Source organism: Planococcus koreensis (genome assembly GCF_004761975.1).
Classification (GTDB): Bacteria; Bacillota; Bacilli; order Bacillales_A; family Planococcaceae; genus Planococcus; species Planococcus koreensis.
Map to the genome: position 1 here is coordinate 25,025 of NZ_RQII01000012.1, position 26,805 is coordinate 51,829.

General features: G+C 48.8%; 25 protein-coding genes and 1 other annotated feature. Of the genes, 23 read left to right on the top strand and 2 right to left on the bottom strand.

Annotation, left to right across the window (positions count from 1 at the left end):
• The first annotated feature begins 108 nt into the window (after positions 1 to 108).
• From EGV91_RS02290 to EGV91_RS02385, 20 genes are all read left to right on the top strand, one after another.
• On the top strand, positions 109 to 546 hold the full coding sequence (locus tag EGV91_RS02290; RefSeq protein ID WP_135500565.1) for an OsmC family protein: 438 nt from the start codon (positions 109 to 111) through the stop codon (positions 544 to 546).
• A 110-nt stretch (positions 547 to 656) separates the two neighbouring features.
• Positions 657 to 1,313: a TetR/AcrR family transcriptional regulator gene (locus tag EGV91_RS02295; RefSeq protein WP_135500566.1), complete on the top strand. Its 657-nt coding sequence runs from the start codon at positions 657 to 659 to the stop codon at positions 1,311 to 1,313.
• Positions 1,310 to 1,708: a transcriptional regulator Spx gene (gene spx / locus EGV91_RS02300; RefSeq protein ID WP_135500567.1), complete on the top strand. Its 399-nt coding sequence runs from the start codon at positions 1,310 to 1,312 to the stop codon at positions 1,706 to 1,708. Before EGV91_RS02295 ends, spx begins: the two co-directional genes overlap by 4 nt.
• Before the next feature lie 89 nt (positions 1,709 to 1,797).
• Complete coding sequence (locus EGV91_RS02305; RefSeq protein ID WP_135500568.1) at positions 1,798 to 2,778, top strand: tetratricopeptide repeat protein; 981 nt, start codon at positions 1,798 to 1,800, stop codon at positions 2,776 to 2,778.
• Between the two features lie 101 nt (positions 2,779 to 2,879).
• Positions 2,880 to 4,193, top strand: a complete 1,314-nt coding sequence (gene tig, locus EGV91_RS02310) for a trigger factor (protein WP_135500569.1) — start codon at positions 2,880 to 2,882, stop codon at positions 4,191 to 4,193.
• A 176-nt stretch (positions 4,194 to 4,369) separates the two neighbouring features.
• Positions 4,370 to 5,641, top strand: coding sequence for an ATP-dependent protease ATP-binding subunit ClpX (gene clpX, locus EGV91_RS02315; RefSeq protein ID WP_135500570.1), 1,272 nt, complete (start codon positions 4,370 to 4,372; stop codon positions 5,639 to 5,641).
• A 319-nt stretch (positions 5,642 to 5,960) separates the two neighbouring features.
• Positions 5,961 to 8,288, top strand: a complete 2,328-nt coding sequence (gene lon / locus EGV91_RS02320) for an endopeptidase La (RefSeq protein ID WP_135500571.1) — start codon at positions 5,961 to 5,963, stop codon at positions 8,286 to 8,288.
• Positions 8,285 to 8,866: a ribosome biogenesis GTP-binding protein YihA/YsxC gene (gene yihA / locus EGV91_RS02325; RefSeq protein ID WP_135500572.1), complete on the top strand. Its 582-nt coding sequence runs from the start codon at positions 8,285 to 8,287 to the stop codon at positions 8,864 to 8,866. The genes lon and yihA overlap by 4 nt, the downstream gene beginning before the upstream one ends.
• Positions 8,867 to 8,936: 70 nt before the next feature.
• Positions 8,937 to 9,347, top strand: coding sequence for an HIT family protein (locus EGV91_RS02330; RefSeq protein ID WP_135500573.1), 411 nt, complete (start codon positions 8,937 to 8,939; stop codon positions 9,345 to 9,347).
• Between the two features lie 457 nt (positions 9,348 to 9,804).
• On the top strand, positions 9,805 to 11,169 hold the full coding sequence (gene hemA / locus EGV91_RS02335; RefSeq protein WP_135500574.1) for a glutamyl-tRNA reductase: 1,365 nt from the start codon (positions 9,805 to 9,807) through the stop codon (positions 11,167 to 11,169).
• An 84-nt stretch (positions 11,170 to 11,253) separates the two neighbouring features.
• Positions 11,254 to 12,084 (top strand): cytochrome c biogenesis protein CcsA, encoded by an 831-nt coding sequence (gene ccsA / locus EGV91_RS02340; RefSeq protein ID WP_135500575.1) that lies wholly within the window; start codon positions 11,254 to 11,256, stop codon positions 12,082 to 12,084.
• A gap of 15 nt (positions 12,085 to 12,099) precedes the next feature.
• Positions 12,100 to 13,029 (top strand): hydroxymethylbilane synthase, encoded by a 930-nt coding sequence (hemC, locus tag EGV91_RS02345; protein ID WP_135500576.1) that lies wholly within the window; start codon positions 12,100 to 12,102, stop codon positions 13,027 to 13,029.
• On the top strand, positions 13,022 to 13,723 hold the full coding sequence (locus tag EGV91_RS02350) for a uroporphyrinogen-III synthase (protein WP_135500577.1): 702 nt from the start codon (positions 13,022 to 13,024) through the stop codon (positions 13,721 to 13,723). Before hemC ends, EGV91_RS02350 begins: the two co-directional genes overlap by 8 nt.
• On the top strand, positions 13,716 to 14,696 hold the full coding sequence (gene hemB / locus EGV91_RS02355) for a porphobilinogen synthase (RefSeq protein ID WP_135500578.1): 981 nt from the start codon (positions 13,716 to 13,718) through the stop codon (positions 14,694 to 14,696). Before EGV91_RS02350 ends, hemB begins: the two co-directional genes overlap by 8 nt.
• The gene (gene hemL, locus EGV91_RS02360) at positions 14,697 to 15,983 is read left to right on the top strand and encodes a glutamate-1-semialdehyde 2,1-aminomutase (protein WP_135500579.1); all 1,287 of its coding nucleotides are present in this window, start codon (positions 14,697 to 14,699) and stop codon (positions 15,981 to 15,983) included.
• Between the two features lie 167 nt (positions 15,984 to 16,150).
• A complete protein-coding gene (locus EGV91_RS02365; protein ID WP_135500580.1) occupies positions 16,151 to 17,200 on the top strand; it encodes an AbrB family transcriptional regulator in 1,050 nt (349 codons plus the stop codon).
• A 22-nt stretch (positions 17,201 to 17,222) separates the two neighbouring features.
• Positions 17,223 to 17,443, top strand: a binding site (T-box leader).
• 67 nt (positions 17,444 to 17,510) lie between these two features.
• Positions 17,511 to 20,141: a valine--tRNA ligase gene (locus EGV91_RS02370; RefSeq protein ID WP_135500581.1), complete on the top strand. Its 2,631-nt coding sequence runs from the start codon at positions 17,511 to 17,513 to the stop codon at positions 20,139 to 20,141.
• A gap of 147 nt (positions 20,142 to 20,288) precedes the next feature.
• Positions 20,289 to 20,870: a TetR/AcrR family transcriptional regulator gene (locus EGV91_RS02375; RefSeq protein WP_135500582.1), complete on the top strand. Its 582-nt coding sequence runs from the start codon at positions 20,289 to 20,291 to the stop codon at positions 20,868 to 20,870.
• 22 nt (positions 20,871 to 20,892) lie between these two features.
• On the top strand, positions 20,893 to 21,234 hold the full coding sequence (locus EGV91_RS02380; protein ID WP_135500583.1) for a DMT family transporter: 342 nt from the start codon (positions 20,893 to 20,895) through the stop codon (positions 21,232 to 21,234).
• Position 21,235: 1 nt separating this feature from the next.
• On the top strand, positions 21,236 to 21,550 hold the full coding sequence (locus EGV91_RS02385; protein ID WP_135500584.1) for a DMT family transporter: 315 nt from the start codon (positions 21,236 to 21,238) through the stop codon (positions 21,548 to 21,550).
• Between the two features lie 83 nt (positions 21,551 to 21,633).
• On the opposite strand, the gene EGV91_RS02390 is transcribed toward EGV91_RS02385, so the two are convergent.
• Together EGV91_RS02390 and EGV91_RS02395 are read right to left on the bottom strand one after the other, a co-directional pair.
• Positions 21,634 to 22,425, bottom strand: a complete 792-nt coding sequence (locus EGV91_RS02390; RefSeq protein WP_135500585.1) for an ATP-grasp domain-containing protein — start codon at positions 22,423 to 22,425, stop codon at positions 21,634 to 21,636.
• Entirely contained in the window at positions 22,422 to 23,285 is an 864-nt protein-coding gene (locus tag EGV91_RS02395) for an ATP-grasp domain-containing protein (RefSeq protein WP_135500586.1), read from the bottom strand. The genes EGV91_RS02390 and EGV91_RS02395 overlap by 4 nt, the downstream gene beginning before the upstream one ends.
• Before the next feature lie 72 nt (positions 23,286 to 23,357).
• Between EGV91_RS02395 and EGV91_RS02400 the strand changes: the two genes are divergently transcribed.
• The 3 genes from EGV91_RS02400 to EGV91_RS17525 all read left to right on the top strand — a co-directional run.
• On the top strand, positions 23,358 to 24,545 hold the full coding sequence (locus EGV91_RS02400) for a bifunctional folylpolyglutamate synthase/dihydrofolate synthase (RefSeq protein ID WP_135500587.1): 1,188 nt from the start codon (positions 23,358 to 23,360) through the stop codon (positions 24,543 to 24,545).
• 210 nt (positions 24,546 to 24,755) lie between these two features.
• Entirely contained in the window at positions 24,756 to 26,459 is a 1,704-nt protein-coding gene (locus EGV91_RS02405; RefSeq protein WP_135500588.1) for a sensor domain-containing diguanylate cyclase, read from the top strand.
• Positions 26,460 to 26,681: 222 nt separating this feature from the next.
• On the top strand, positions 26,682 to 26,805 hold a 124-nt coding region (locus tag EGV91_RS17525), incomplete at its 3' end, for a type IV pilus modification PilV family protein (protein ID WP_135500589.1).

The following is a 26,805-nucleotide window of genomic DNA, read 5'->3' on the forward strand; positions in this document are numbered from 1 at the left end:
GATCAGAGGGGTTTTCCTATAGCTGAAAAAATAATTTAAAGAACCCGGAATATTCAGAATAATAATGTTAGAATAAAAGTAAATTTATTGCCGGAAGGTGGAGATAAAATGGCTGGACCTACTTTGAAAGTATCGACAATATGGCAAAAAGATTTTCTGTTTACGATGACGACTCCCGGAGGCCATGAACTCGCAATGGATGCCCATCAGGCGACAGGCGGGGAAGGAAATGGCGTCCTGCCGATGCAGGCGCTTCTCGGAGCGCTCGCTGGCTGCGTCGGAATGGATGTGGTGGCGATCTTAAGAAGCCGCATGAATAAGATTGAACGCATTGAAATTGTCACAGAAGGCGATAAAAATGACAAGCCGCCAAAAGAATTTACGGCGATTGCCGTAACTTTCCTGGTAGATGGCGAAGTGGAGCCAGAGCGGGTGTGGCACGCAATCCGGACGAGTGCTGACAAATATTGCCCCGTTGCCCATTCAATCATGCCGGCTTTGGCCTATAAGCTGATTTTAAATGGTGAAGATGTGGAGGAGCTTTAACATTAAATGGCGAAAATGTGAAGCAACATGAAAATAAACGCTTTTAAAACATGAACCAGAGTTCATGTTTTTCGTGTAAGCGTGTTATTCTATGTACTAGAGGTGACGAAATGCCGAACGAAAATTTGGTCGGAGATTTTCCGACGTTTCCGAAACAACAACGATCAAAGTTAAAAAGAGAGGCATTGATTGAAAGTGCCAAATCCCTCTTTATCGAAAAGGGCTACGAACACACGACGGCAAAAGAGATTGCCGCACGGGCCCATGTTGCCACCGGCACATTTTACCGGTATTTCTCAGACAAGCGGCAATTATTGATGTCGCTCATCGAAAATCAGCTCGAAGACATCATGCCGCTTGATCTCGAGTGGAAAAGTGGCGATCCCGAAAAGCTGTTAGCTGGGCGCCTTGAAATGCATTACCATAAAATGAATGAATCGAATTTAGGGAAATTGATGCCGGAGCTGCTGATCCGCGATGCCGAATTGGCCGCAGTGGTCAAAGATGCAAAAGTGCATATGCAGAAAAAAGTGCTGCAGCATCTTGAAAAGCTTCAGCGAAAAGGGCTCATGTGGCCGGATATTGATATTGGAACGTTGACATGGTGCCTGCAGTCGCTGCTCGAAAAATTACAAGTCCGCAATAGTGAGGGCTTGGATGTGGATTATCAGCAGTTTGCAAAAGTGTTTTGCCGTACGCTGTTCCCCCCGGAGATCATCAAACAGATGAAGGAAGGTACATTGAATGAAAGGAATGTGACACGATGAAAGCGAAATTATTTACTGCGACGAGCAATACCTCCTGCCGGAAAGCGATTGCATGGCTCAATGAATACAATATCCCTTACACTGAAAAAAACATCTCGGTTACGCCGATCACCGTCGAAGAGATCCAGGAGATCTTGTCGCTGACGGATGAAGGCACGGAAGAGATCATCTCCAAAAAAGCCTACGCCATCAAAAAACTGAAAGTCGACCTCGATACTTTGTCTATGCCGGAACTGTATGAAGTCATCCAAGGAAACCCGGGGATTTTGCGTTTGCCAATCCTCCATGATGGCAAAAAACTGCAGGTTGGATACAATGATGACGAAATCCGCCAATTCCTGCCGCGCTGGTTCCGCATCAGCCAATTCCAAAAGCTAAAAGCGATTCCCCATTGAGTTAGGATCAGCGAGTCCGAACGGCTGAGGTTTTATTTTCTTGCAAAAACCCGTTATGGTATTATAAATAGTACAAATGGGGTGTTAAAATGCGGAAAAAGTACAGGGAGCTGAAACGGAAAGGCAATGTCATTGTTTTTCCGAACACGGTACAAGTGCTGCTGACAGAAGGCATGAACCTGTTGAAAGACGAAAAATATGTCAGTGCACGCGATAAGCTGTACCAAGTGCTTTCTTACGAGCCTGAACATCCGGGAGCGCTCGGTGCATATGCTTATTGTTTATTTGAGCTTGGCGTATACGAGGAAGCGCTTGAAGTATGCAAGGAACTCTTGAAAGTAGGGCCTGTGCATTATCTGGAAACAATGGAATTATACATAAGCATTTTAATGCAAGTCCGTGAGTTTGCCGAAGCGGAGCGAATGATTGAAGCGCTGATCGAAGAAAAGGTTTTGCCTGAAGAACGGCTGGAGCAATTCCAGCAATTGCGCGAGCTGAACGAACGTATTGCTTCGAACTCCGCGCCAGCCAAAATCGATCCGACGCTTTATGCGGCAGCGAATTTTGTGGCGCTGCCGCCTGCAGAACAGGAGCGGCGCATACTCGAACTGCCCACTGGCTCGTTAGAAGTGATGAAAGGCAGTATGGTGGAACTGGTCCAGCATCCGGAGACGGACTTGCTGGCGAAAACATACATATTATTCAAACTGCATCAAGAAAAAATAGATGCTGAGGTCCGCCTTAGCAAGTTCGGCTTTGAAGGAACGTATTCGATCCGGCAATTGCCCGATCCTGCAAATGACAGCAAGCTTGTTGCGGTCAAAGAAGTTCTGCAAGACGCCATGCAGAAAGATCCGACACGGCTGGACATGGCGCTCGAGCTGTTCGACCGTCATGTGTTTTTGTTTTATCCGTTCATGTGGGAGGGCTATAGCGCTGAACAAGTGGCATTCGCATACAAGGGATATTTGGATGGGCTTTTTTCAGAAGAAGCCGGGGAATCTGTGGATCCTGAGCTCCTGACGCTCATTTTTCACGCCGAACAATGGTTTGAGCTGCGCAACGGGTAGAAATAGTTGAACATGGCGCTATGTGTGATATAATATGGAAGTTGTCAAAAATCGTATAAACGTAATATGACTTTGTAGAAAATGTTTGGAGGGCTTATAAAATGTCAGCAAAATGGGAAAAACAAGAAGGAAACACAGGAATTCTTACAATTGAAGTGCCTGCGGAGCAAGTAAACGCAGGATTGGACAAAGCGTTCAAGAAAGTCGTAAAAGAAATTAACGTACCAGGCTTCCGTAAAGGGAAAATGCCGCGCCAAATGTTCGAACAGCGTTTTGGTACAGAATCACTTTATCAGGATGCTTTGGATTTCATTTTGCCGGACGCTTACGCTAACGCAGTGGAAGAAGCAGGCATCAACCCTGTAGACCGTCCTGAAATCGACATCGAAACAATGGAGAAAAACAAACCGCTAGTATTCACAGCTAAAGTGACGGTTAAACCGGAAGTTCAGCTTGGCGAATACAAAGGCCTTGAAGTTTCCCAACAGGATGCTGAAGTGACTGACGAAGAGATCGAAAACCAATTGAAAGAAAACCAAGAGCGTTTCGCTGAACTTGCTGTCAAAGAAGATGAAGCAATCGTTGAAGGCGATACTGCTGTTATCAACTTTGAAGGATTTGTTGATGGAGAAGCATTCGAAGGCGGCCAAGGAGAAGATTATTCTCTTGAAATCGGTTCGAACTCATTCATCCCAGGTTTTGAATCACAGTTGATCGGTGCTAAAACAGGCGAAGAAAAAGATGTTGAAGTTACTTTCCCTGAAGAATACCATGCTGCTGAACTTGCAGGAAAAGCTGCAACTTTCAAAGTGAAGATCAACGAAGTGAAATCGAAAGAACTTCCAGAACTTAACGACGAGTTCGCAAAAGAAATCGATCCTGAAGTAGAAGGGTTGGATGCATTGCGCGCGAAAATGAAAGAAACTTTAGCGGCTGAGAAAAAAGCCAATGCTGATGCACAGTTGCGCGATGAGTTAGTGCAAAAAGCTGCTGAAAACGCGACAATCGACATCCCTGAAGCAATGGTCGTTTCTGAAACTGACCGCATGATGAGCGATTTCGAACAGCGCTTGACACAGCAAGGCATGAACCTTGAACTTTACTTCCAGTTCTCTGGACAGGACGAGGCTGCACTTCGCGAACAAATGAAAACCGACGCAGAAACACGCGTACGCGTATCATTGGTTCTAGAAGCGATTGCTGCTGCAGAAAACATGGAAGTGTCTTCTGACGACATCAATGCTGAACTTGAGAAGATGTCTTCCCAGTTCAACATGGATACTGAACAAATCAAAACTGCACTTGGCGGCACTGAGATGCTTGAAAACGACATCCGCATGCAGAACACTGTTGAATTCCTAGTGGAAAACGCTAAAATTACAACTGATGTTGCAGACGCTCCAAGCGCTGAATAATTATCACATAAGCAAGGCTTAAAACAAGGCGCGGCAATCGCGCCTTGTTTTACTCTACATAGAACAACGCAAGTAAGCACCGCGTTACATAAGAGCGTACTTTTTGTAGTAATTCTAATTAGTTGCTACAATGAGCATAATCTTGTAAGATAATGGCTTGAATAGGGGTGGATACATTGTTCAAATTCAATGACGAAAAAGATCATTTAAAATGTTCTTTCTGCGGAAAACCGCAAGAACAGGTACGTAAACTGGTCGCAGGACCAGGTGTATATATTTGCGACGAATGTATCGAGCTTTGTACGGAAATCGTAGAAGAAGAGCTAGGTACTGAAGAAGCAGTCGAGTTCAAAGAGGTCCCGAAACCAAGAGAGATCATGGACATTCTCGGCGGCTACGTAATCGGACAGGACAAAGCGAAAAAATCGCTTGCTGTTGCTGTTTACAACCATTACAAACGCGTCAATTCCCAGAGCAAAATCGATGATGTGGAATTGTCTAAATCGAATATCGTTTTGATCGGACCAACTGGCAGCGGGAAAACCTTGCTGGCACAAACTTTGGCCCGCATCTTGAACGTGCCTTTCGCCATTGCAGATGCGACTTCATTGACTGAAGCCGGTTATGTAGGCGAAGACGTTGAAAACATTTTGCTGAAATTGATCCAAGCAGCGGACTACGATGTGGAACGCGCTGAAAAAGGCATCATCTACATCGATGAAATCGATAAAGTGGCCCGCAAATCCGAGAACCCATCGATTACACGCGATGTTTCAGGTGAAGGCGTTCAGCAAGCTTTGCTGAAAATCCTAGAAGGAACAACTGCAAGCGTGCCGCCGCAGGGAGGCCGCAAGCATCCTCACCAGGAATTCATCCAGATCGATACGACGAACGTATTGTTCATCGTTGGCGGAGCATTCGATGGCGTCGAACAAATCATCAAACGCCGCCTTGGCAGCAAAGTCATCGGTTTCGGTGCAGATCCGAACAAAGAAGAATTGGATGATAAATCATTGCTTAGCCAATTGATTCCGGAAGATTTGCTGAAATTCGGCCTTATCCCTGAGTTCATCGGGCGTTTGCCGGTATTGGCGAGCCTTGAGCAATTGGACGAAGGCGCATTGGTTCAGATTTTGACTGAACCGAAAAATGCATTGATCAAGCAATATCAGAAAATGATGGAACTGGATGGCGTGGAATTGACATTCGAACCGGACGCTTTGGTGGAAATTGCGAAATTGGCAATTGAACGCAAAACCGGTGCACGCGGACTCCGCTCAATCATCGAAAATACAATGCTTGATGTGATGTTCGACTTGCCTTCACGCGAAGACATCGTGGAATGTGTCATTACAAAAGAAACGATCACTGAAAAAGCACAGCCAAAACTCATTTTAGAAGATGGCTCTGAATTTAAAGAAGGCAATAACGAAAAAACATCCGCATAATCCGGCATGACAGCTGGATATAAGTGAAACTTCAATCAGTGGGGAGTTTAACCCCCTGTTAGTTGGTGGACCAATCGGACTTTAGCGGCCAATTGATCTTCCGCGCAAGCTGGATCACTTGCCCGTAAAAGTTGGGTGGCAAAGGATGATACGGGCTGACTCTGATCGTGCGTTTTCGCGCGTTCGGGGGAAGGCCCGTTTTTTAATGGCCGGTTTGCAATGGAGGAAATGTTCCTCACTTTTTTAATTGAAATACAAGTTAAAATCAAGCTAGCGGTGTCAACCAGTTTTAAAATTCAACCCGGAGGTGGGTATTCCAATGGCTAAGAGAAAAACAAGCAAGAGCGTGCCTTTATTGCCGCTGCGGGGACTATTGGTCTTTCCGACAATGGTGCTGCATATTGATGTCGGCCGTGAACGGTCAGTGGCGGCGCTCGAACAGGCAATGCTGGAAGACAGCATCGTTTTCCTTGTGACGCAGACAGAAGTGGGCAACGAACAGCCCGGAAAAGATGATTTGTATAAGGTAGGAACCTTGGCGAAAGTCAAGCAGATGCTGAAACTGCCGAACGGCACAATCCGTGTGCTGGTCGAAGGGCTCGAGCGCGGAAAGTGGAAAAATTACAATGAAGGCGATGCGTATACTGCTGTTGATGTGTCTTCTTATCCGGATGAAGAAGAAAAAACAGCGGAACAAGACGCATTGATGCGTTTATTGCTCGAGCATTTCGAGAAATACGTCAAAGCTTCGAAAAAAGTGACAACAGAAACGTATAATACTGTTGCCGATATCGAAGAACCAGGCCGTTTGGCAGATATGGTTGCTTCCCATTTGCCGTTCAAGCTGTCTGAAAAGCAGGAAGTGCTGGAGCTGTTCGATGTGGAAAAACGCCTCGAAACGCTGATTCGCCGCCTCCACAATGAACAGGAAGTCATTGATTTGGAAAAACGCATCAGCCAGCGCGTCAAGAAATCGATGGAGCAGACGCAGAAAGAATTCTATTTGCGTGAGCAGATGAAAGCAATTCAGTCTGAGCTTGGTGACAAAGACGGCAAGTCGGGCGAAATCGTCGACTTGAAAAAGCGCATCGAAGAAGCCGGCATGCCGGAAGGAACATTGAAAGTTGCGCTTAAAGAGCTGGACCGCTACGAAAAATTGCCTTCCGCTGCAGCGGAAAGCGGCATCATCCGCAATTACATTGAATGGCTTGTGACGATTCCATGGTCGGAATCTACTGAAGACCGGCTCGACATCAAACACGCGGAAGACGTTCTCGACCGCGACCATGATGGTTTGGAGACCGTAAAAGAACGCGTCCTTGAATATTTGGCTGTGCGCCAGATGACGCATTCGCTTCGTGGACCGATTCTTTGCCTCGTCGGGCCTCCTGGCGTCGGGAAAACTTCGCTCGCCAAATCGATTGCAGAATCGCTGGACCGCAAATTCGTCCGCATCTCGCTTGGCGGCGTGCGCGACGAATCGGAAATCCGCGGCCATCGCCGTACGTACGTGGGAGCGATGCCAGGACGCATCATCCAAGGGATGAAAAAGGCAGGAACCGTTAATCCGGTATTCCTGTTGGATGAAATCGATAAGATGTCATCCGATTTCCGTGGCGATCCGTCTTCGGCAATGCTTGAAGTATTGGACCCGGAACAGAACAATTCGTTCAGCGACCATTATATAGAAGAAACCTACGATTTATCGAATGTCCTTTTCATTGCGACTGCAAATGACCTGAGCTCGATCCCAGGGCCTTTGCGCGACCGGATGGAAGTCATTTCAATCGCAGGCTATACGGAAGCTGAAAAAGGGATGATCGCTAAAAACCACTTGGCTCCGAAGCAATTGAAAGAGCACGGGTTGACGGATGAGCAGCTGCATTTTACAGACGAAGGACTCCTGAACATCGTGCGCTATTACACGCGTGAAGCGGGTGTCCGCGGCTTGGAACGCCAAATTGCCTCCATCTGCCGCAAAGTGACGAAAGAAATCGTTTCAGGCGAGAAAGCGAAAGTCGAAGTGGATGCGCCGAAAGTCGAGAAATACCTCGGCAAGCGCAAATTCCGCTACGGCATGGCTGAAACGGAAAACCAAGTCGGCGTCGCTACCGGACTTGCCTACACGGCAGTCGGTGGTGATACGCTGCAGATCGAGGTTTCATTATCACCCGGCAAAGGAAAGCTTCAGCTGACCGGTAAACTGGGCGACGTGATGAAGGAATCCGCTCAGACAGCGTTGTCATTTGTGCGCTCGAAAGCTGAAGAGCTCGGCATCGATCCGATGTTCTATGAAACGCAGGATATCCACATCCACGTTCCGGAAGGCGCCGTGCCAAAAGACGGCCCATCCGCAGGCATCACCATTGCAACCGCGCTGGTGTCCGCTTTGACCAAACGGCCGATCCGCCGTGAAGTCGGCATGACGGGCGAAATCACGCTGCGCGGACGGGTTCTGCCGATTGGCGGAGTGAAAGAGAAAACATTGAGTGCGCACCGCGCCGGATTGAAAACGATCATCTTGCCGTTGGACAACGAGCGGGACATCGAGGACATTCCGGAAAGCGTCCGCCAGGAATTGACGTTCAAACTCGTTTCCCAGGCTGACGAAGCACTTGAAATCGCATTAGAAGGAGTAAGTGAATGATTGTCCATAACGTAGAACTTGTAATCAGCGCCGTCCGCCCGGACCAATATCCGGAAGACGGCTTGCCGGAATTCGCCTTAGCCGGCCGCTCGAATGTCGGTAAATCGTCTTTCATCAATAAAATGATCGGGCGCAAAAGCATGGCCCGCATTTCTTCAAAACCCGGGAAAACGCAGACGCTGAATTTTTATAAAATAGAAGAACAGCTTTTCTATGTCGACGTACCGGGCTATGGCTACGCAAAAGTGTCGAAGACGGAACGTGAAGCATGGGGCAAGATGATTGAGCGCTATATCACAGACCGTGAACAGCTGAAAGCGGTCATTCAGATCGTCGACTTGCGCCACGCGCCGAGCCGCGACGATGTTGCGATGTATGACTTCATGAAGCATTACGGCATTCCGTGCATCATCATTGCCACCAAAGCCGATAAGATCCCGAAAGGCAAATGGGACAAGCACAAGAAAATCGTCCGCGAAACACTCGAGATGGACAAGCGCGATCCATTGATCGTCTTCTCCTCTGAAACCGGGCTTGGCAAAGACGCCGCTTGGCAAGAAATCGAAAAAAGAATGTAAGAAATGGAAAAGCGCAGCTAAGGCTGTGCTTTTTTTGATATAATGGAAAGAAAATCCAAGGAGTTTGATTATGGCTGAGATGAAGCATTGTCCATTCTGCAACCCGCATGAAGATGAACACCAGAAAATCGTGCTCGAAAACGCCAGCTGTTATTTTCTGCAGCATAACTTCGAGCAAGATGTCCTCGAAGGCAGCGGCGTCATCGTACCGAAAGCACACCGCGTCGATACATTCGAGCTGACGCCGGAAGAATGGCGGGATACATACGACTTGCTGCACGAAGCGAAAACATTCCTTGACGCCAAATACACACCGGATGGCTATACGCTCGGCTGGAACGTTGGCGCGGCTTCCAACCAGTCGATCCTCCACAGCCATTTCCACATCCTGCCGCGCTATAACGACGAGCCGCACGCCGGCAAAGGATTGCGCCACTGGCTCAAGCAGCCGGACAATAAACGACCTAAAACGCGCAGCTGAGCTGGCGCGTTTTTTTGTGGGGAAAAGAGGTTTCTGCAAGTGAATTGGAGTTTGCCGCAAGTGAATATCTCCTTGCTGCAAGTAAAACTAGAATGCTGCAAGTAAATCAGGATTCTGCAAACAAATCGGCGGAATCTGCAAACAAATCGCATATTCTGCAAACAAACTAACGGATTCTGCAAACAAATCATTTATTCTACAAACAAACCGCATTTTCCATAAACAACCTCCTGGCCCGTTCATGATTTGCCACAAGCCAAACCCGAAGTTCTCGCACTATTTCGACTAAGAGCGTTATGCTTGTTGAGGCACCAGGGCTTTGTTAAACTTACTTTATAATGAATATAAATAAACATCAGTTTTCATGTCTTGTTCACATTTGTGAAAGATTATAAAACTTTAGTAGTGGTATACTTAATTTATAGGAAATATTGAACGTGAAAGGTGTTTTGAACCCATGCATACTTTAGTGGTCGGGGTGAACTATCGTACTGCACCTTTGGAAATCCGTGAAAAGCTCTCGTTTATCGAGGGGGATCTTCCACAAGCGATGCAGGCGTTAAAAAACCAGAAAAGCATATTGGAAAACGTCATCGTTTCTACGTGCAACCGGACGGAGATTTACGCGGTGGTGGACCAGCTTCACACAGGGCGCTATTATGTGAAGCAATTTCTTGCGGACTATTTCGGATTGTCGCAAGAAGAGTTCTCACAGTATTTATTCGTCCATGAAAAAGACGAAGCGGTAGACCATTTGTTCCGCGTAACAGCCGGCATCGATTCGATGGTCCTTGGGGAGACGCAGATTCTCGGACAAGTGAGATCAAGCTTCCTCGCAGGGCAGGAATTCGGCACGACCGGAACGGTTTTCAATCAATTGTTCAAACAAGCGGTGACGCTAGCGAAACGGGCGCATTCGGAAACAGCGATCGGCGAGAATGCCGTATCGGTTTCTTATGCGGCTGTGGAACTTGGCAAGAAGATTTTCGGCACGCTTAAAAACAAGCATGTCGTCATCTTGGGCGCGGGTAAAATGGGCGAGCTGGCGATCAAGAATCTGCAAGGCAGCGGCGCTGATAAAGTGACGGTCATCAACCGCACACTTGAAAAAGCGGAAACACTTGCGGAAAAATTCAACGGCAACGCGAAGCCGATGACGCAATTGCAATGCGCATTGCTTGAAGCGGACATCTTGATTTCTTCAACGGGTGCGACTGATTACGTCATCGATTTCCAATTGATGGAGTTTGTCGATAAATTGCGCAAAGGCAAACCGTTGTTCATGGTGGATATTGCGGTTCCGCGCGATATCGATCCACGAATCGCCGATTTGCCGAATGTGTTTTTATACGATATCGATGATATGCAAGGCATTGTGGAAGCGAATCTGGCAGAACGCGAACGCGCAGCACGCCAAATCGTCACGATGGTTGAAACGGAAACGTCTCAGTTCAACGATTGGCTGACGACGCTCGGCGTGGTTCCAGTCATTTCGGCTTTGCGCCAAAAAGCGTTGACGATCCAAGCGGAGACAATGTCCAGCATTGAAAACAAAATGCCTGATTTGACCGACCGTGAAAAGAAAATATTGAACAAACACACGAAATCGATCATCAATCAATTGCTGAAAGAGCCGATCCTTCAAGCGAAGGAAATGGCCGGTGCGCCTAAATCGCGTGAGCAGCTGGAATTGTTCCAGCAGATCTTCGGCATTGAAGATGAAGTGGAGATTGAAATAGAGAAACAGACAAACGCTGCAAGAACCAAAGCTGATAAAGCACAAGAACAGCAGAAACAAGAAACTCCCGGATATTCATTTTAAGCTTTCTTAAAGAGGCGTTCACGGATCTATATGTTAAAATGTAGATGCGGAACGCCTTTAATTATGGAAACGAAGGGGAATAGGATGGCTGATATAACAATGGCAAGGCTGCACGAAGCTATGGTTATTCTATATGCTGTCAGCCTTGTCTTTTATTTTTTCGATTATTTATATAAGGAAAAGCGGGCGAGCCGCATTGCGATGACGCTGCTTGGCGTCGTTTGGCTGCTGCAGACCGTCTTTTTATCGTTGTACATTATAGAGACGCAGCGATTTCCAATATTAACGCTGTTTGAAGGTATTTATTTCTATGCTTGGCTGTTGGTGACGCTGTCGCTCGTCTTGCGGATATTCTACCGCTTCGATTTTGCGGTGTTTTTCATCAATATCATCGGATTCATCTTCATGACGATCCATACATTCGCCCCGGTGCAGATTGAACGCTCGCCGGTCGGGGAAGCCTTAGTGTCGGAATTATTATTGATCCACATCACGTTTGCGATTTTATCGTATGTCGCGTTTTCGCTGTCGTTCGTTTTCTCAGCATTGCATATGGTGTTGTATAGGCTGCTGAAAAAGAAGAAGTGGACAAAGCAATGGAGCAATTTGCCGTCGCTCGGCCAGACCGAACAGGGCATGACGATTTCAATCCTTGCGGGCATCTCGCTATTATTCGTGTCGCTCGTGCTCGGGCTGCAATGGGCGTATATCTCGCTTGAGCAGTTTTCGCTTTTGGACGTGAAAATCATCGGCTCATTCATCCTGCTGATTGTCTACAGCATTTTGCTGTACCGCCACCGCAAAGGGGCACTCAACGGCAGCTCGTATGCGATGGCCCATATCTACGCATTCTTATTGCTGCTGGTTAATTTTTTCCTCGGCAGCCGTTTATCTGAATTTCATTTTTGGTACTAGAAAGGTAGGATTCATTTGAGAAAAATCATTGTAGGTTCAAGAAGAAGCAAGCTGGCGTTGACACAAACCAACCAGTTTATCGATAAAATGAAAGCGGCCGGCGCGCCATTCGAATTCGAAGTCAAAGAAATCGTCACAAAAGGCGACCGGATTGTCGATGTCATGCTGTCAAAAGTTGGCGGCAAAGGCTTATTCGTCAAAGAAATCGAACAAGCGCTTTTCGATAAGGAAATCGATTTTGCTGTCCACAGCATGAAAGATATGCCATCCGTGCTGCCGGAAGGGCTTGCAATCGGATGCATCCCTGAACGCGAAGACCCGCGCGATGCGTTTATCGCCAATAACCACGTGAAATTCATGGACTTGCCAGTCGGAGCGGTTGTCGGCACAAGCAGCTTGCGCCGCAGTTCGCAATTATTATTGCTGCGCCCGGACATCGACATCCAGTGGATCCGCGGAAACATCGACACACGTTTGGAAAAACTGAAGTCGGGTGATTTCGATGCCATCATTCTTGCAGCTGCAGGATTGAAGCGCATGGGCTGGAAAGATGAAATCGTGACGGAATTCCTTGAAATCGACCAATGCCTACCAGCAATCGGCCAAGGCGCGCTTGCGATCGAATGTCGCGAGGAAGACACAGAATTGCTTGCGGAACTGGCGAAAGTCAACGACGAACATACAGCATTAGCAGTCAACGCTGAGCGCCAATTCCTACGGGACATGGACGGCAGCTGCCAAGTGCCGATTGCCGGCTACGCGACAGTCCAAAATGGCGAAGTGTCGTTCACAGGCTTGATTTCTTCTCCGGATGCCGAGCAGGTATTCAAAGAATCAGCTGTCCACAGCGACCCGATCGCAGCAGGCAAAGATGTTGCTGCGCGCATCAGTGCACAAGGCGGCTACGACTTGATCCAAAAAGTAAAAGCTGAGAGCAATGTCTGAGAAATTGCCGCTGACAGGCGAAACCATCATTTTCACCGGATCAAAAGAGCCGGAAGGGGCTATGGCCCTGACAGCGTCTTTGGGCGGTGAGGCAATTTATTTGCCGCTCATAGAAACATCCGTCCGGCAGTCACAACTGCCGGATTTCGACTGTTACGGCTGGTTGATTTTCACGAGCGCCAATAGCGCGGATGCGTTCGGCCAGCTGCACATCCGGACTAACGCGAAAATCGCCGCTGTCGGCGAAAAGACAGCTGACAAACTGGCGCAATATGGCTACGAAACCCATTTTATGCCGAGCGTCTACAGTGCGGACGTTTTCGTGCAGGAATTCCCGGCAGTGGCAGGCGACGCGAAATGCCTGTTTATCAAAGGATCGCTTGCGAAAAACACCATCGCATCGATGCCGCTGCAAGTGGATGAATGGATTATTTACGAAACGGCGCTTAAAATAGAGAATGCACGGGAATTATGCCGCATGAGCGGAGTCATCGTTGTATTTGCGAGCCCGTCCGCTGTCAGAGCCTACGCGGAAGCTGGGGGCGATTTCACCGCTATCCGCACCGCCGCAATCGGCCATGTCACGGAAGGGGCCCTCATCTCGCATGGCGGCCGCGCCGACTATATTCCTAAAAAATATACTTACACCGATCTTGTCAATGAAATCGCGAAAGGAAGTTGTACACATGACTGAATTGAAATTCAACCGCCACCGCCGTTTGCGCGGATCTGCAAATTTGCGCGCAATGGTGCGTGAAACAAGCGTCAAAAAAGAGGACTTTATCTATCCGATCTTCGTCGTAGAAGGCGAAAACGTCAAATCAGAGATTTCATCGATGCCAGGCGTCTACCATTTCTCATTGGATACGCTAGGAGCAGAGCTTGATGAAGTGGTTTCACTCGGCATCCCGTCGGTCATCTTGTTCGGCGTGCCGAACGAAAAAGATGCTGTCGGTTCACAGGCGTACCATGACCATGCCATCACACAGGAAGCGATCCGTTTTGCGAAACAACGCCATCCTGAATTGGTGGTCATTGCGGATACATGCTTATGCCAGTATACGGACCACGGACATTGCGGCGTCATCGAAGACGGCGTTATCCTGAACGACGAAACATTGGATTTACTGGCGCGCACAGCGGTGTCGCAGGCGAAAGCCGGAGCGGACATTATTGCACCATCGAATATGATGGATGGTTTTGTCGCAGCGATCCGCTACGGTCTCGACGAAGCCGGATTTGAAAACACTCCGATCATGTCTTACGGGGTGAAATATTCTTCCGCTTATTACGGGCCGTTCCGTGAAGCTGCACACTCAACACCGCAATTCGGCGACCGCAAAACCTATCAGATGGACCCGGCGAACCGTTTGGAAGCATTGCGCGAAGCCGCATCCGATGTTGAAGAAGGTGCGGATTTCATGATCGTCAAACCGGCATTGTCGTATTTGGACATCATCCGTGAAGTACGCGACAATTTCGATTTGCCGATCGTCGCTTATAACGTCAGCGGCGAATACGCCATGGTCAAAGCAGCTGCATTGAACGGCTGGGTCGACGAAGAGAAAATCGTTTTGGAAACTTTATTGAGCATGAAACGCGCGGGGGCGGACATCATCATGACCTACCACGCAAAAGACGCAGCACGCTGGCTGGAGGGAAAATAAATGACATACGAAAAATCGATTGCAGCATTCACTGAAGCGAAAAAAGTTATGCCGGGCGGCGTCAACAGCCCGGTGCGCGCATTCAAATCGGTCAACATGGATCCGATTTTCATGGCATCCGGCAAAGGCGCAACGATCACGGACATCGACGGCAACACGTATATCGACTATGTGCTGTCATGGGGGCCTCTGATTTTAGGGCATGCCCATCCGGAAGTTGTCGCAGCAATCCAGAAAACGGCGGAGTCCGGCACAAGCTTCGGCGCGCCGACTTTGCTCGAAACTGAATTGGCGGAACTTGTCATCAAGCGCGTGCCATCAATCGAAATGGTGCGCATGGTATCATCCGGTACGGAAGCGACAATGAGTGCATTGCGCGTTGCCCGCGGCTATACCGGCCGCAGCAAAATCTTGAAATTCGAAGGCTGCTACCACGGCCACGCCGACAGCTTGCTTATCAAAGCGGGTTCAGGCGTCGCGACGCTGGGCTTGCCTGATTCACCGGGTGTTCCCGACTCTGTAGCGAAAAACACCATCACGGTGCCTTATAACGACTTGGAAAGCATCCGTTTGGCGTTCCAGGAATTCGGCGACGACATCGCAGCGGTCATCGTTGAACCGGTTGCCGGCAATATGGGCGTCGTGCCGCCGAACCCTGGCTTCCTGCAGGAACTCCGCAATTTGACGACGGAAAACGGCACTGTGCTCATCTTTGATGAAGTCATGACCGGTTTCCGCGTCGGCTATCATTGCGCGCAAGGCTATTACGGCGTCACGCCGGACATGACATGCCTCGGCAAAGTCATCGGCGGCGGCTTGCCAGTCGGCGCATTCGGCGGCAAGCGTGAAATCATGCAGCAAGTTGCACCGAGCGGTTCGATTTACCAGGCGGGCACCTTGTCCGGCAATCCGCTTGCGATGACGGCTGGCTTGGAGACTTTATCGCGCCTGGATGAAAGCTCGTACGACACGTTCATCGAACGCGGCGACCAGCTTGAAGCCGGCTTCCGTGCTGCAGCTGAGAAATACAACATCCCGCACACAGTCAACCGTGCCGGCTCGATGATCGGTTTCTTCTTCACCAACGAACCCGTCGTCGACTTCGCAACAGCGAAAACGTCCGACACTGATTTGTTCGCCGATTATTACCGCTTGATGGCGGAAGAAGGCATTTACTTGCCGCCTTCCCAATTCGAGGGTATGTTCTTGTCGACAGCCCATACCGAAGAACAGATCGCTAAAACCGTTGAAGCGTTCCACACGGTCTTTGCAAAACTCGCACGCTAAATAAAATCTTCAGCTCGGCCGCAGAATTTGCGGCCGGGCTTTTTTCTTGCGGATGAGGCAACAAATAAATCCTTCAACGAAGATTTTCCGGCATTCGCGAGATTTCCCGCTCTTTTTCCTGTACGATAGAACAAAGAACTCCTTCGGGATACGAAAGGTGGTAGGGCATGACGGTTTTCTTGAGGACAGCGCTAATCGCTGTTGCAGCAGGCTTTTTATTCGAAACGATCGGCATGTTCCTGCCGTGGCTGCTCGGGCCGATGATTGCGATGCTGCTTGTCAGCCAATTTACGAAAATGGAGCTTTATTGGCCGAAAACGCTGCGGACGGCTGGGCTTGTCATGCTCGGCGTCCAGATCGGAGCATCGTTCACACGCGATGCGGTGTTCCTGATGTGGCTCGATTTGCCTTATATGGCGTTCATGACGGTATCGGTTGTCGGCTTGTCAATCGTTCTAGGGCTGCTGTTCAAAAGAATGGTGGATGAATCCTTGGCGACGAGCCTTCTTGGGTCGATTCCTGGCGGGCTCGCGCAGATGGTCGTCATCGCGGAAGAAGTGAAATCGGCAAACATCACCGTCGTCACGATGATGCAGACGATCCGCATTTTCATGGTCGTCACGATTGTTCCATTTTTTACGGTATTCCTGACCGGCCGGGAAGAAGGGGAAATGGGCGAGCGCGTTTTCACGTTCGCGCCGCTCGCATTTCTCGCAGCACTTGCTGTCGGAGGGACCCTTTATCTCGGCATGAAGCGTATTGGCTTCCCGGCAGCGGAACTGCTTGCACCGATTCTCACGATGGCGATTGTCCAGACGGTGACAGGCGAGCTGCTTGTCGACTTGCCGTACTGGCTGATTGCGCTTGCGCAGGTATGCATCGGCGCCGGGCTCGGCTTGCAGATGGAGCGCATTGGCGACAAACTGACCTTCCGCTTAGGGGCAGCCATCGTTTTGAACAATGTACTCCTCATCAGTTTCACTGCATTTATTGCGTACATACTCGCGAAACTCTTGCCGGATTATATCTTCCTGGATTTCTTTCTGAGTGCGGCTCCGGGCGGCATCGCGGAAATGGCGATCACGGCGCTCGCGACCGGCGGCGATGTGGCGCTGATCACGAGCTTCCAATTGTTCCGCCTGTTTTTTATTCTGCTGATTGCGTCGCCGATTGTGACGATCATCGTAAAAAAACTTGACGCTAAAAGCGGAAATTGAGTACAATAGAATCAATTAGATAGTCAATGCGTTGATGAGGATAGTAGAATGTGCGTGCATGTCAGAGAGGAAGCCGTTTGGTGCGAGGCTTCCATGGACCAGCATTCGAATGTCGCCTCGGAGCAGTTCCCGTGAAATTCGAGTAGCGGAAACCGGATGTGAAATCCGTTATCAGGCTTGAGCGCCAAGGCTTTTTCAGCTTGGTATAAAGGTGGTACCGCGAACAACTCCTTCGTCCTTTTCAGACGAAGGGGTTTTTTTGTTTTCCGGCAGCACCGCTCAGGCGAATAAAACAAGAGGAGGAATACCAATGACTGAAATGCCAACCAAGTACGATCCGCAAGCCATTGAAAAAGGCCGCTACGAATGGTGGATCAACCAAAAATTCTTCGAAGCGAAACCTGAAAGCGGCAAAACGCCGTATACCATTGTGATTCCGCCGCCGAACGTTACCGGCAAATTGCACCTGGGCCATGCCTGGGACACGACATTGCAGGACATCCTAACACGCATGAAGCGCATGCAAGGCTTTGACGCCTTGTGGCTGCCGGGTATGGACCACGCCGGCATCGCAACGCAGGCGAAAGTGGAAGGTAAGCTGCGCGAAGAAGGAAAGTCGCGCTACGACCTGGGCCGCGAGAAATTCCTTGAGGAATCATGGAAATGGAAAGAAGAATACGCATCGCATATCCGCGCGCAATGGTCGAAGCTTGGATTAGGGCTCGATTATTCACGCGAACGTTTTACACTGGATGCAGGCTTGTCGAAAGCGGTTCAGGAAGTTTTCGTTAAATTATACGAGAAGAAATTGATCTACCGCGGCAAATACATCATCAACTGGGATCCGGCAACGAAAACTGCGATTTCCGATATCGAAGTTACCTACAAAGACGTGCAGGGCGGATTCTATCATATGCGTTACCCGCTGGCAGACGGTTCCGGTTCGATTGAAGTGGCGACGACGCGTCCGGAAACGATGCTTGGCGATACAGCAGTAGCGGTTCACCCGAAAGACGAGCGCTATCAGCACTTGATCGGCAAGAAAGTCATCCTGCCGATTGTCGGCCGTGAAATCGACATCGTTGCAGATGATTATGTCGACATGGAATTCGGCAGCGGCGCCGTGAAAATCACGCCGGCGCATGACCCGAACGATTTCGAGATCGGCAACCGCCATAACCTTGAGCGCGTACTCGTTATGCACGAAGACGGTTCGATGAACGAAAACGCTGGCAAATACGAAGGCATGGACCGCTTCGAATGCCGTAAAGCGATTGTCAAAGATTTGCAGGACCTGGGTGTTTTATTCAAAATTGAAGAGCATATGCATTCAGTTGGGCATTCGGAACGCAGCGGCGCGGTAGTCGAGCCGTATCTGTCAACGCAATGGTTTGTGGACATGAAGCCATTGGCGCAGAAATCCGTTGACCTGCAAAAAGGAGAAGACGGCGTCAATTTCGTGCCGGAGCGCTTTGAAAAAACGTATCTGCACTGGATGGAAAACATCCGCGACTGGTGCATCTCGCGTCAATTATGGTGGGGACATCAGATTCCGGCTTGGTACCATAACGAAACCGGCGAAGTTTACGTTGGCAGTGAAGCGCCGTCCGATGCTGAAAACTGGACGCAGGACGAAGATGTGCTCGATACATGGTTCTCATCTGCGCTATGGCCGTTCTCGACGCTCGGCTGGCCGGAAGACAGCGACGAATTGAAACGCTATTACCCGACCGATGTGCTGGTAACCGGTTACGACATCATCAACTTCTGGGTATCGCGCATGATTTTCCAAGCGCTTGAATTCACAGAAGAAAAGCCGTTCGACGACGTATTGATCCACGGCCTCGTGCGCGACGCGGAAGGCCGCAAAATGTCGAAATCGCTCGGCAACGGCGTTGATCCGATGGACGTCATCGCTGAATACGGCGCGGATTCGCTGCGCTACTTCCTGGCAACTGCATCCAGCCCGGGGCAGGATCTGCGCTTCTCGATGGAAAAAGTCGAAAGCATATGGAACTTTGCCAATAAAATCTGGAACGCTTCCCGCTTTGCCTTGATGAACATGGAAGGCATGACTTACGAAGAAATCGATCTTTCCGGCAAACGCTCAGTCGCGGATTCATGGATCCTGACGCGTTTGAATGAAACCATCGAACAAGTGACGAACTTAGCGGAACGCTACGAGTTCGGCGAAGTGGGCCGTGCGCTCTATAACTTCATCTGGGATGATTTCTGCGACTGGTACATCGAGATGGCGAAGTTGCCATTATACGGCGAAGACGAAGACGCTAAGAAAATGACGCGTTCGGTTCTGGCTTACGTACTCGACAATACAATGCGCCTCTTGCATCCGTTCATGCCGTTCATCACGGAAGAAATCTGGCAGAACCTGCCGCACCAGGGCGAGTCGATTACAATCGCCGCTTGGCCGACAGTGGATGATTCATTGACCAACCAAAGCGAGTCCGCCAATATGAAATTATTGATGGACATCATCACAGCTGTGCGCACGATCCGTGCGGAAGTGCAGTCGCCGATGAGCAAGAAAGTCGCATTGACGATTTCAGCAAAAGACGCCAACACACATGAAGTGCTTGAAGCGAACGCTGCGTACATCGAACGTTTCTGCAACCCGGAAACCTTGACGATCGGCGAAAACATCCAAGCACCGGAAAAATCGATGTCCGCAGTCGTATCGGGAGCCGAATTGTTCATGCCGCTTGAAGGCCTCATCGACATCGATGCAGAACTTGCGCGCTTGAACAAAGAACTCGAGAAATGGGCGAAAGAAGTCAAGCTCGTCCAAGGCAAACTATCAAACGAGCGCTTTGTATCGAAAGCGCCTGAAGCTGTAGTAGCCGAAGAACGCGCAAAACAAGCCGATTACCTCGACAAACACGCAACTGTTGAAAAACGCATTGAAGAATTGAAGAACCTATAAAAGAGCAGCCGCTTTCCTTCGGGAGAGCGGTTTTTTTATGAGGGAATTGTTTGAGTCCCAGGCATATGCGCAACAGAACCTTCTCCGATTGACAACAATAAATCACCGTGTTATATTTACCTTACGAACGGTCGGAAGGGTGAAGGTATGACTCAGCAACAATTAAAAGAAGCTGCATTAAACCGCTTTGCGGAACATGGCTATGATGGAACTTCGATGGCGCATATTGCCGACGACGTGGGAATTAAAAAACAGTCCATCTATACCTATTTTAAAGGGAAAGATGAGCTTTTTCTTCAAGTGTGCAACGAGGTAATGGAAAATGAATTAAGAACAGTCGTCAATTTTATTGAACAAAACAAAGCGCGTCCAATCAAAGAGTTTTTATATGATTTCCTTTTACACCTTAAAGAGCGCTACGAACAGAACGCCGACACCAAGTTTTGGCTGCGTATTTCATTTTTCCCGCCAGCGCATCTATACGATGACGTGATGAAAAACGTATATTCCTATCTGGACAAGATGGAGGAGCTGCTGGAACCGATTTTGGAGAAGGCGGCAACCGAAAAACAGCTTAGCGGAACAATCGATGTTCAACGGGCAACCGCTGCATTTTTAGGTATATTGGATGGGATATTCGTGGAAATGCTATACGGAGGCCCGGAGCGTTTGAATAAAAGACTGGATGCTTCCTGGCATTACTATTGGCGCGGAATTTCAAAAGATTGATGGAAGTTGTGGAGGAAAAGATATGAATAAGCATTGGATGCTCGTCATAATGGCAGGAGTCATTGAAATATTATGGGCAGTCGGATTGAAGTATGCCTCCAGCTGGATGGCATGGGTGGCCGTCGCCGCCTTGATTTATATTTCATTCGTCGTGCTGTTGAAAGCGTTGGAAAAAGTGCCGGTTGCTACAGCGTATGCGGTGTTTACAGGGATTGGGACAGCAGGGACGGTCATCGTGGAAATGCTTGTATTTGGAGAACCGTTCAGTTGGACGAAAGTATTCTTTATCAGCATGCTGCTGGCAGGGGTGATCGGCTTGAAGCTGGTGACTGCAGATCCCGATAAGAAAGAAGGGGTAGTGTAACATGGCTTGGGTATACTTGATATTAGCTGGCTGTTTTGAAGTGTTGGGCGTAATAGGCATGAACCGGGTTGTCAAATACAAGTCGCTCTCGTCCTATATTGTTTTGGTCGCAGGATTCGCGATCAGTTTCAGCTTGCTGGGCTTAGCGATGAGAACTTTGCCGATGGGTTTGTCCTATGCCGTCTGGACCGGCATCGGCACTGTCGGGGGCACACTTGTCGGCATGCTGATTTATGGCGAATCAAAAGACTGGAAGCGAATCGCCTTTATCGCAATGATTGTGGCCGCCGTTGTCGGGTTGAAATTGACAGCGTGATGGCTATGAATAAATAAAACCGTTCTCCTTTGGGAGAGCGGTTTTATTGCGGAAAAGGTTCATTAAAAAACGGAAGATGAAATTCACTGCCTTTTCACGCGAAACGGCCATTCCTTCTCAAGCTCTTTCAAATACAGCACCAACAGCTCCGCGATGTTTTCATCGTGTGTTGCATAAAAAGAACGTGCCCCAACAGGATCTTCAATCTCATTGAATACATGGCGTCCATCCGGCAGCAACAGAAAATCGATGCCGACGTAATCACTGTTCAACGCACGCACAATCCGCAAGACGTCTTGCTCCTGTGCAGCGGACAATTCATATTTCGCCGCATCGCCGCCGAGTGTGTAATTGGCTTTAAACGATTCGGCAGAACTGCGTTTCACCGCACCGACGACTTGGTTCCCGATGATATAGGCACGGACGTCGGCAGTATGCTCGACAACTGGCTGGAAGACGAGAGGGGGCGCGATTGCCGGTATCTCCGCGGGTGAGTGGATAATATCAACGCCATGCCCGCCATGTCCGCCAGCAGGCTTCATGACGCAGGGAAACGACTGCGGCTCGCGGTATGTCGGAATCATTGGTACGCCGAGCAGCGTCATCATCCCAAAACTTTGCCATTTGTCATTGGCTATTCGATTCACTTCGGCACGGTTCACCAAGCGGACGCCGTGGTCCTCGAGGAACCGCATCGCACCGGGCTGCCGCGTCCGGTTCAACACCATCAAGCCGGACAGTTTGGCAGCAAGCGCGGACATGCCGCCGATCGACCAGTCTTCCCAAAGCATCAATTCGAAATCGCCGAAGCGCTCCAATTCGCAAATAAACCCTGCATTGCGTTCGGCATCCGCCGGTTCATATAGCAAAATCATTTCAAGTCCTCCAGTATGTAGGCGATCATGGCGTCCGCGACATTGATGCCGGTGACTTCCAAAATGTTGCGGATGTGCGCCGCCGCATTGACTTCGCAGACAAGCGGCAGACCATTCTCGCCGAATAATAAATCGACGCCGGCAAATTCCGCACCGACCGCTTCTGCGGCCTGCAACGCGACGGTCTCTTGAGCCTCACTCAAATCGATCAGGGAAGCCTGTCCGCCGTTCGTGATGTTCGCGCGGAAATCCGTTTCGGAATGGCGCTGCATCGCGGCGACAATCTTGCCGCCGACGATATTGACGCGGATGTCGCGTCCGCGGCTCGATGCGATGAATTCCTGGAACACAAAATCGACGCCGCGCAGCGATTCGACTTTCTCATAGAACTCGGTTTCATTTTCGATCAAATACACTTTCATGCCGAATGAGCCATGGCCTTCTTTAATGACCATTGGCAAGCCGAGCTCGGCGATGACACGTTCGAAATAACCGGACTCCAGGATGGAGAAGTTCGGATAAACTTTCGGGGCGACAATCGTTTTCGGCATCGGCAAGCCAACTTCGGCCAAGCGGATATATTGCGTCGCTTTATTGTCGCACAAGCCGATGACTGCCGGATCGTTATAGACCGGCACGCCGCGGCTCTGCAGAAAATGGCCGAGCAGAATGTCCTTATCAAGCAGCACAGCGAAATCGGGCAGCACGGCTTCAGCCGATAAATCCATCAGCACTTCGTAATTTTTCACGGCCTTCGCCTCAACGCCGGCGCGCTGTGCCGCGTCCGCAACGAGCCGTGCCTGGTCCGCGAATTTATCCGAAATCAAACTGCCATTATAAATAACCCAACAAGTAGTCATTTCCACTCCACCTTCGTGATATAATAAGTCTCAAAAAAGTGTATCATGTTTCACGCAGAAAGAAGGCTAAAAATGATAAATGGACTCGATAGCTATAAAAAGAAATGGGCGCTGCCATCTGACCCGGCAATCAAACCGGGCTTGGAGACGATCACTGCGGCACTTGCCGAATTGGGCGATCCGCATAAAACGGGGAAGTTCGTCCACATCGCTGGCACGAACGGCAAAGGGTCCACCGCTGCCTTTTTAACTTCTATTCTGCGTGAGCACGGCCATTCGGTCGGCAATTTCTTCTCGCCGGCGATTGAAGACTTGCACGATCAGATCCAGATTGATGGAGTCCCGGTGTCGCCGGAAGATCTGGATCGAGTGATGGAGAAGCTCACCGGCATCAAAACGCCGTTGACGGATTTTGAATTGCTGACGGCTGCGGCTTTTCTGGTGTTCCAAGATAAAGCACCCGATTACGCCATTATCGAAGCCGGCATGGGGGGACGCTTTGACAGCACGAACGTCATCGATCCTGAAATTGCCATCATCCCGTCCATCGCGTTGGAACACGTAAATTTCTTGGGCGATTCCTTGGAAAAAATTGCTTTACATAAATCTGGTATTATAAAAAAATGGAAACCTGTCGTCGTCGGACCGCTACCACCAGAAGCCTCTAAAGTAGTTGAAGAAACGGCTAGATCGCTTCATGCAGAAGTGATCCGACCTGCAGGACCTCTAGAAATAGAACTCAAACTGAAAGGCAGCCACCAAAAATGGAATGCTGCGCTCGCCGATGAAGCCGCGAAAGAATTGCTGGGCTTGGCATATGATGCAGAGAAAGCCTGCAAAGCGTTGGCAGGGGCCAGCATCCCGTTCCGATTCGAAGAAATTTTTCCAGACGTCATCCTGGACGGCGCCCATAACGCAGCCAGCATCCAAGCGCTCGCTGACACGGTGACGACCTGCTATCCCGACCGGCCGATCCATATCGTGATGGGGCTTTTGAAAGACAAGGACTATATTGCTATTCTGCGCCAACTCGAAACTTTTGGGACCCGCTTCACGTTTGTGGACTTTGAAAATAAACGTGCTCTGCCTGCTGAAATTTTATTTTCAGAAAATAGGTGTAAAATAAAGACAATTGTGAAAAGTTGTGATATATTACCTGTACATAAACATAAAGAGGTGACAATAGTCACTGGTTCTCTCTATTTATTGTCAAAACTAAAACGAGACGATTATCGGATTTTCCAGAATTTACGCAGGTAAACGTTGGGAATCTGTAAATCGTTTCCAATAGTTTTCATTAACCCTGTTTGCCCGGCGGCGAAAAAACCGTCCTGCCCAGGGGGAAGAAGACTTCTGTATCTGCAGCCATCATGAACTTCAGCAGGAAAGGTACCTGATCGCATCGGGCATCGATAAGTCCAAGCGAAATCATAAGCCGCATAACAATTGAATAAAGAGGGAGAAGATGGCATGGCTGTAACGAAAAAGCGAAGCATAATACTTTGGCTGCTTTGGATTGCAATTGTTCCACTGGGATTGTATCTAGTTTACCAACATTATCCGCCGCCGGAAATTGACTTGTGGAATATCACCGCTTTTACAGTATTGGCTATTTTGACTGCATTGATGCCGCTCAACATCAATGGTACACCGATGTATTTGGTTCAATGTGTGACCATAGCCGTATTTTTGAAATATGGTTTATTTGCGGAAATCATCCTGTCTCAGCTGACTGTATTGATCTTATTATTCCGAAGCAGAAGCGATGAGCCGCGCCATATCCGGCTGCCGTTCAATTCGCTGATGTTTTTCGTCGTATCGGCGATTGCCGGCATTGCCTATATGGAATTTGGCGGTGAAATCGGTTCGACGGTTATCGCCCATATTTTGATTTTCGGCTTGATCTACGAAATAATTTCCATCCTGTCCAATCATTTATTCCTCTATATGGATGATATGTTCATGGGAGTCAACAAATCATTCTTTTCTCTGGATACCGTTTGGGACTTTGCAATTACGTTATTGGTGTTTCCATATGCCATCACGCTGTATATTACAGAAGCCTATATCGGAGCGACAGCGCTGTTCTTGCTTGGCATCCCGTTTCTCATGATTGCGGGTCTGCTGCGCATGTACAGCAGTTCGGAAAAAGTTAACATCGACTTGAAAAAAGCCGGCGAGATCGGCCATCAGCTCGCGGCCCGGCTGTCGACCGATGAAGTGCTCGACCAATTTGTCATCCAGGTGACGAAAATGTTCCGCCTCGATTATACCTACGTCATCGATTACCGGGACGGCGAATTGCTCATGCTGCGCATGTTCGAAAATGATGAATTCATCAAGAACCAAGTGCCTCCGGTCCGCTACAATAAAGGGATAGCGGGCAACGTCATTGTCTCCGGCACGCCTGTCATCTACGACAAGAAAAGCGAATGGGACGACATCGTTACAGGCTATGTTCCAGTCGATGCAGAAAGCATCATGTGTACGCCCATCGCACGGAATAACAAAATAGAAGGAGTGCTGCTCGTCGCTAGCCGTAAAAAGTTCGCATTTGCAGCGCACCAATTGAAAATCCTGGACATTCTCAGTACCTATTTCGCCGTTTCTTTGGAAAAGGCAGGATATGTCCAGCGTGCGATTGCCACAAGTGAGCGCTGTGGATTGACGCAGCTTTATAATTATCGTTATTTGGATGAAAAGCTCGAAAAAAGCATGCAGAAAGTCAAGTCGGGTGAAATTGCCAGCTTGTCGCTGATCATGATGGACATTGACCATTTCAAATCAATCAACGATACTTACGGCCATCAAAGTGGAAACGATATCCTTGTCAAACTGGCGAACATGATCCGGGAAGAAGTAGGGTCAGAAGGGACCGTGGCGCGTTACGGGGGAGAAGAATTCGTCGTCATGTTCGAAAACTATGGCAAAGAGTTCAGCATGCTGTTTGCCGAGAACTTGCGCAAGCGGATCGAGCAGCATGAATTTCTGATCCAAAGCGACCTGGATTCTGAACGTTCAATGGAAAAAGTTCACATCACATTAAGCATCGGCGTATCAACGGCGCCAGATGATAGCGACGAACCGAATGCATTGATCCGCAATGCTGACCGGGCATTGTATATCGGGGCGAAACAAGCCGGCCGAAATAAAGTCGCGGCGTATGCAAAATAAAAGACTGTAAAATGAGGAATCACTCATTTTACAGTCTTTTTTCCTATTTTAATGGGTATAGACCTGAAAAATAATAGTAAATAACGTAGATTATACTGTAAAAACATAGTGCAGAAGCTTGAATTAAATGTAATAATAAGCATATGAATATTTGGAGAAATTACATTATTTTATAGAAAAAAATGGAAACAAGTCATTACTTAGTGAGCTGGGGGTTATGATATGAAGGCTTTTAAGGACGAAAATGGTTTGACGCTAGTAGAAGTTCTTGCCGCGCTTGTCATTTTAAGCGTCGTTTTCATTGGAATCATGACTATTTTCCCGCAAATGACTCTTTTTAATGAAA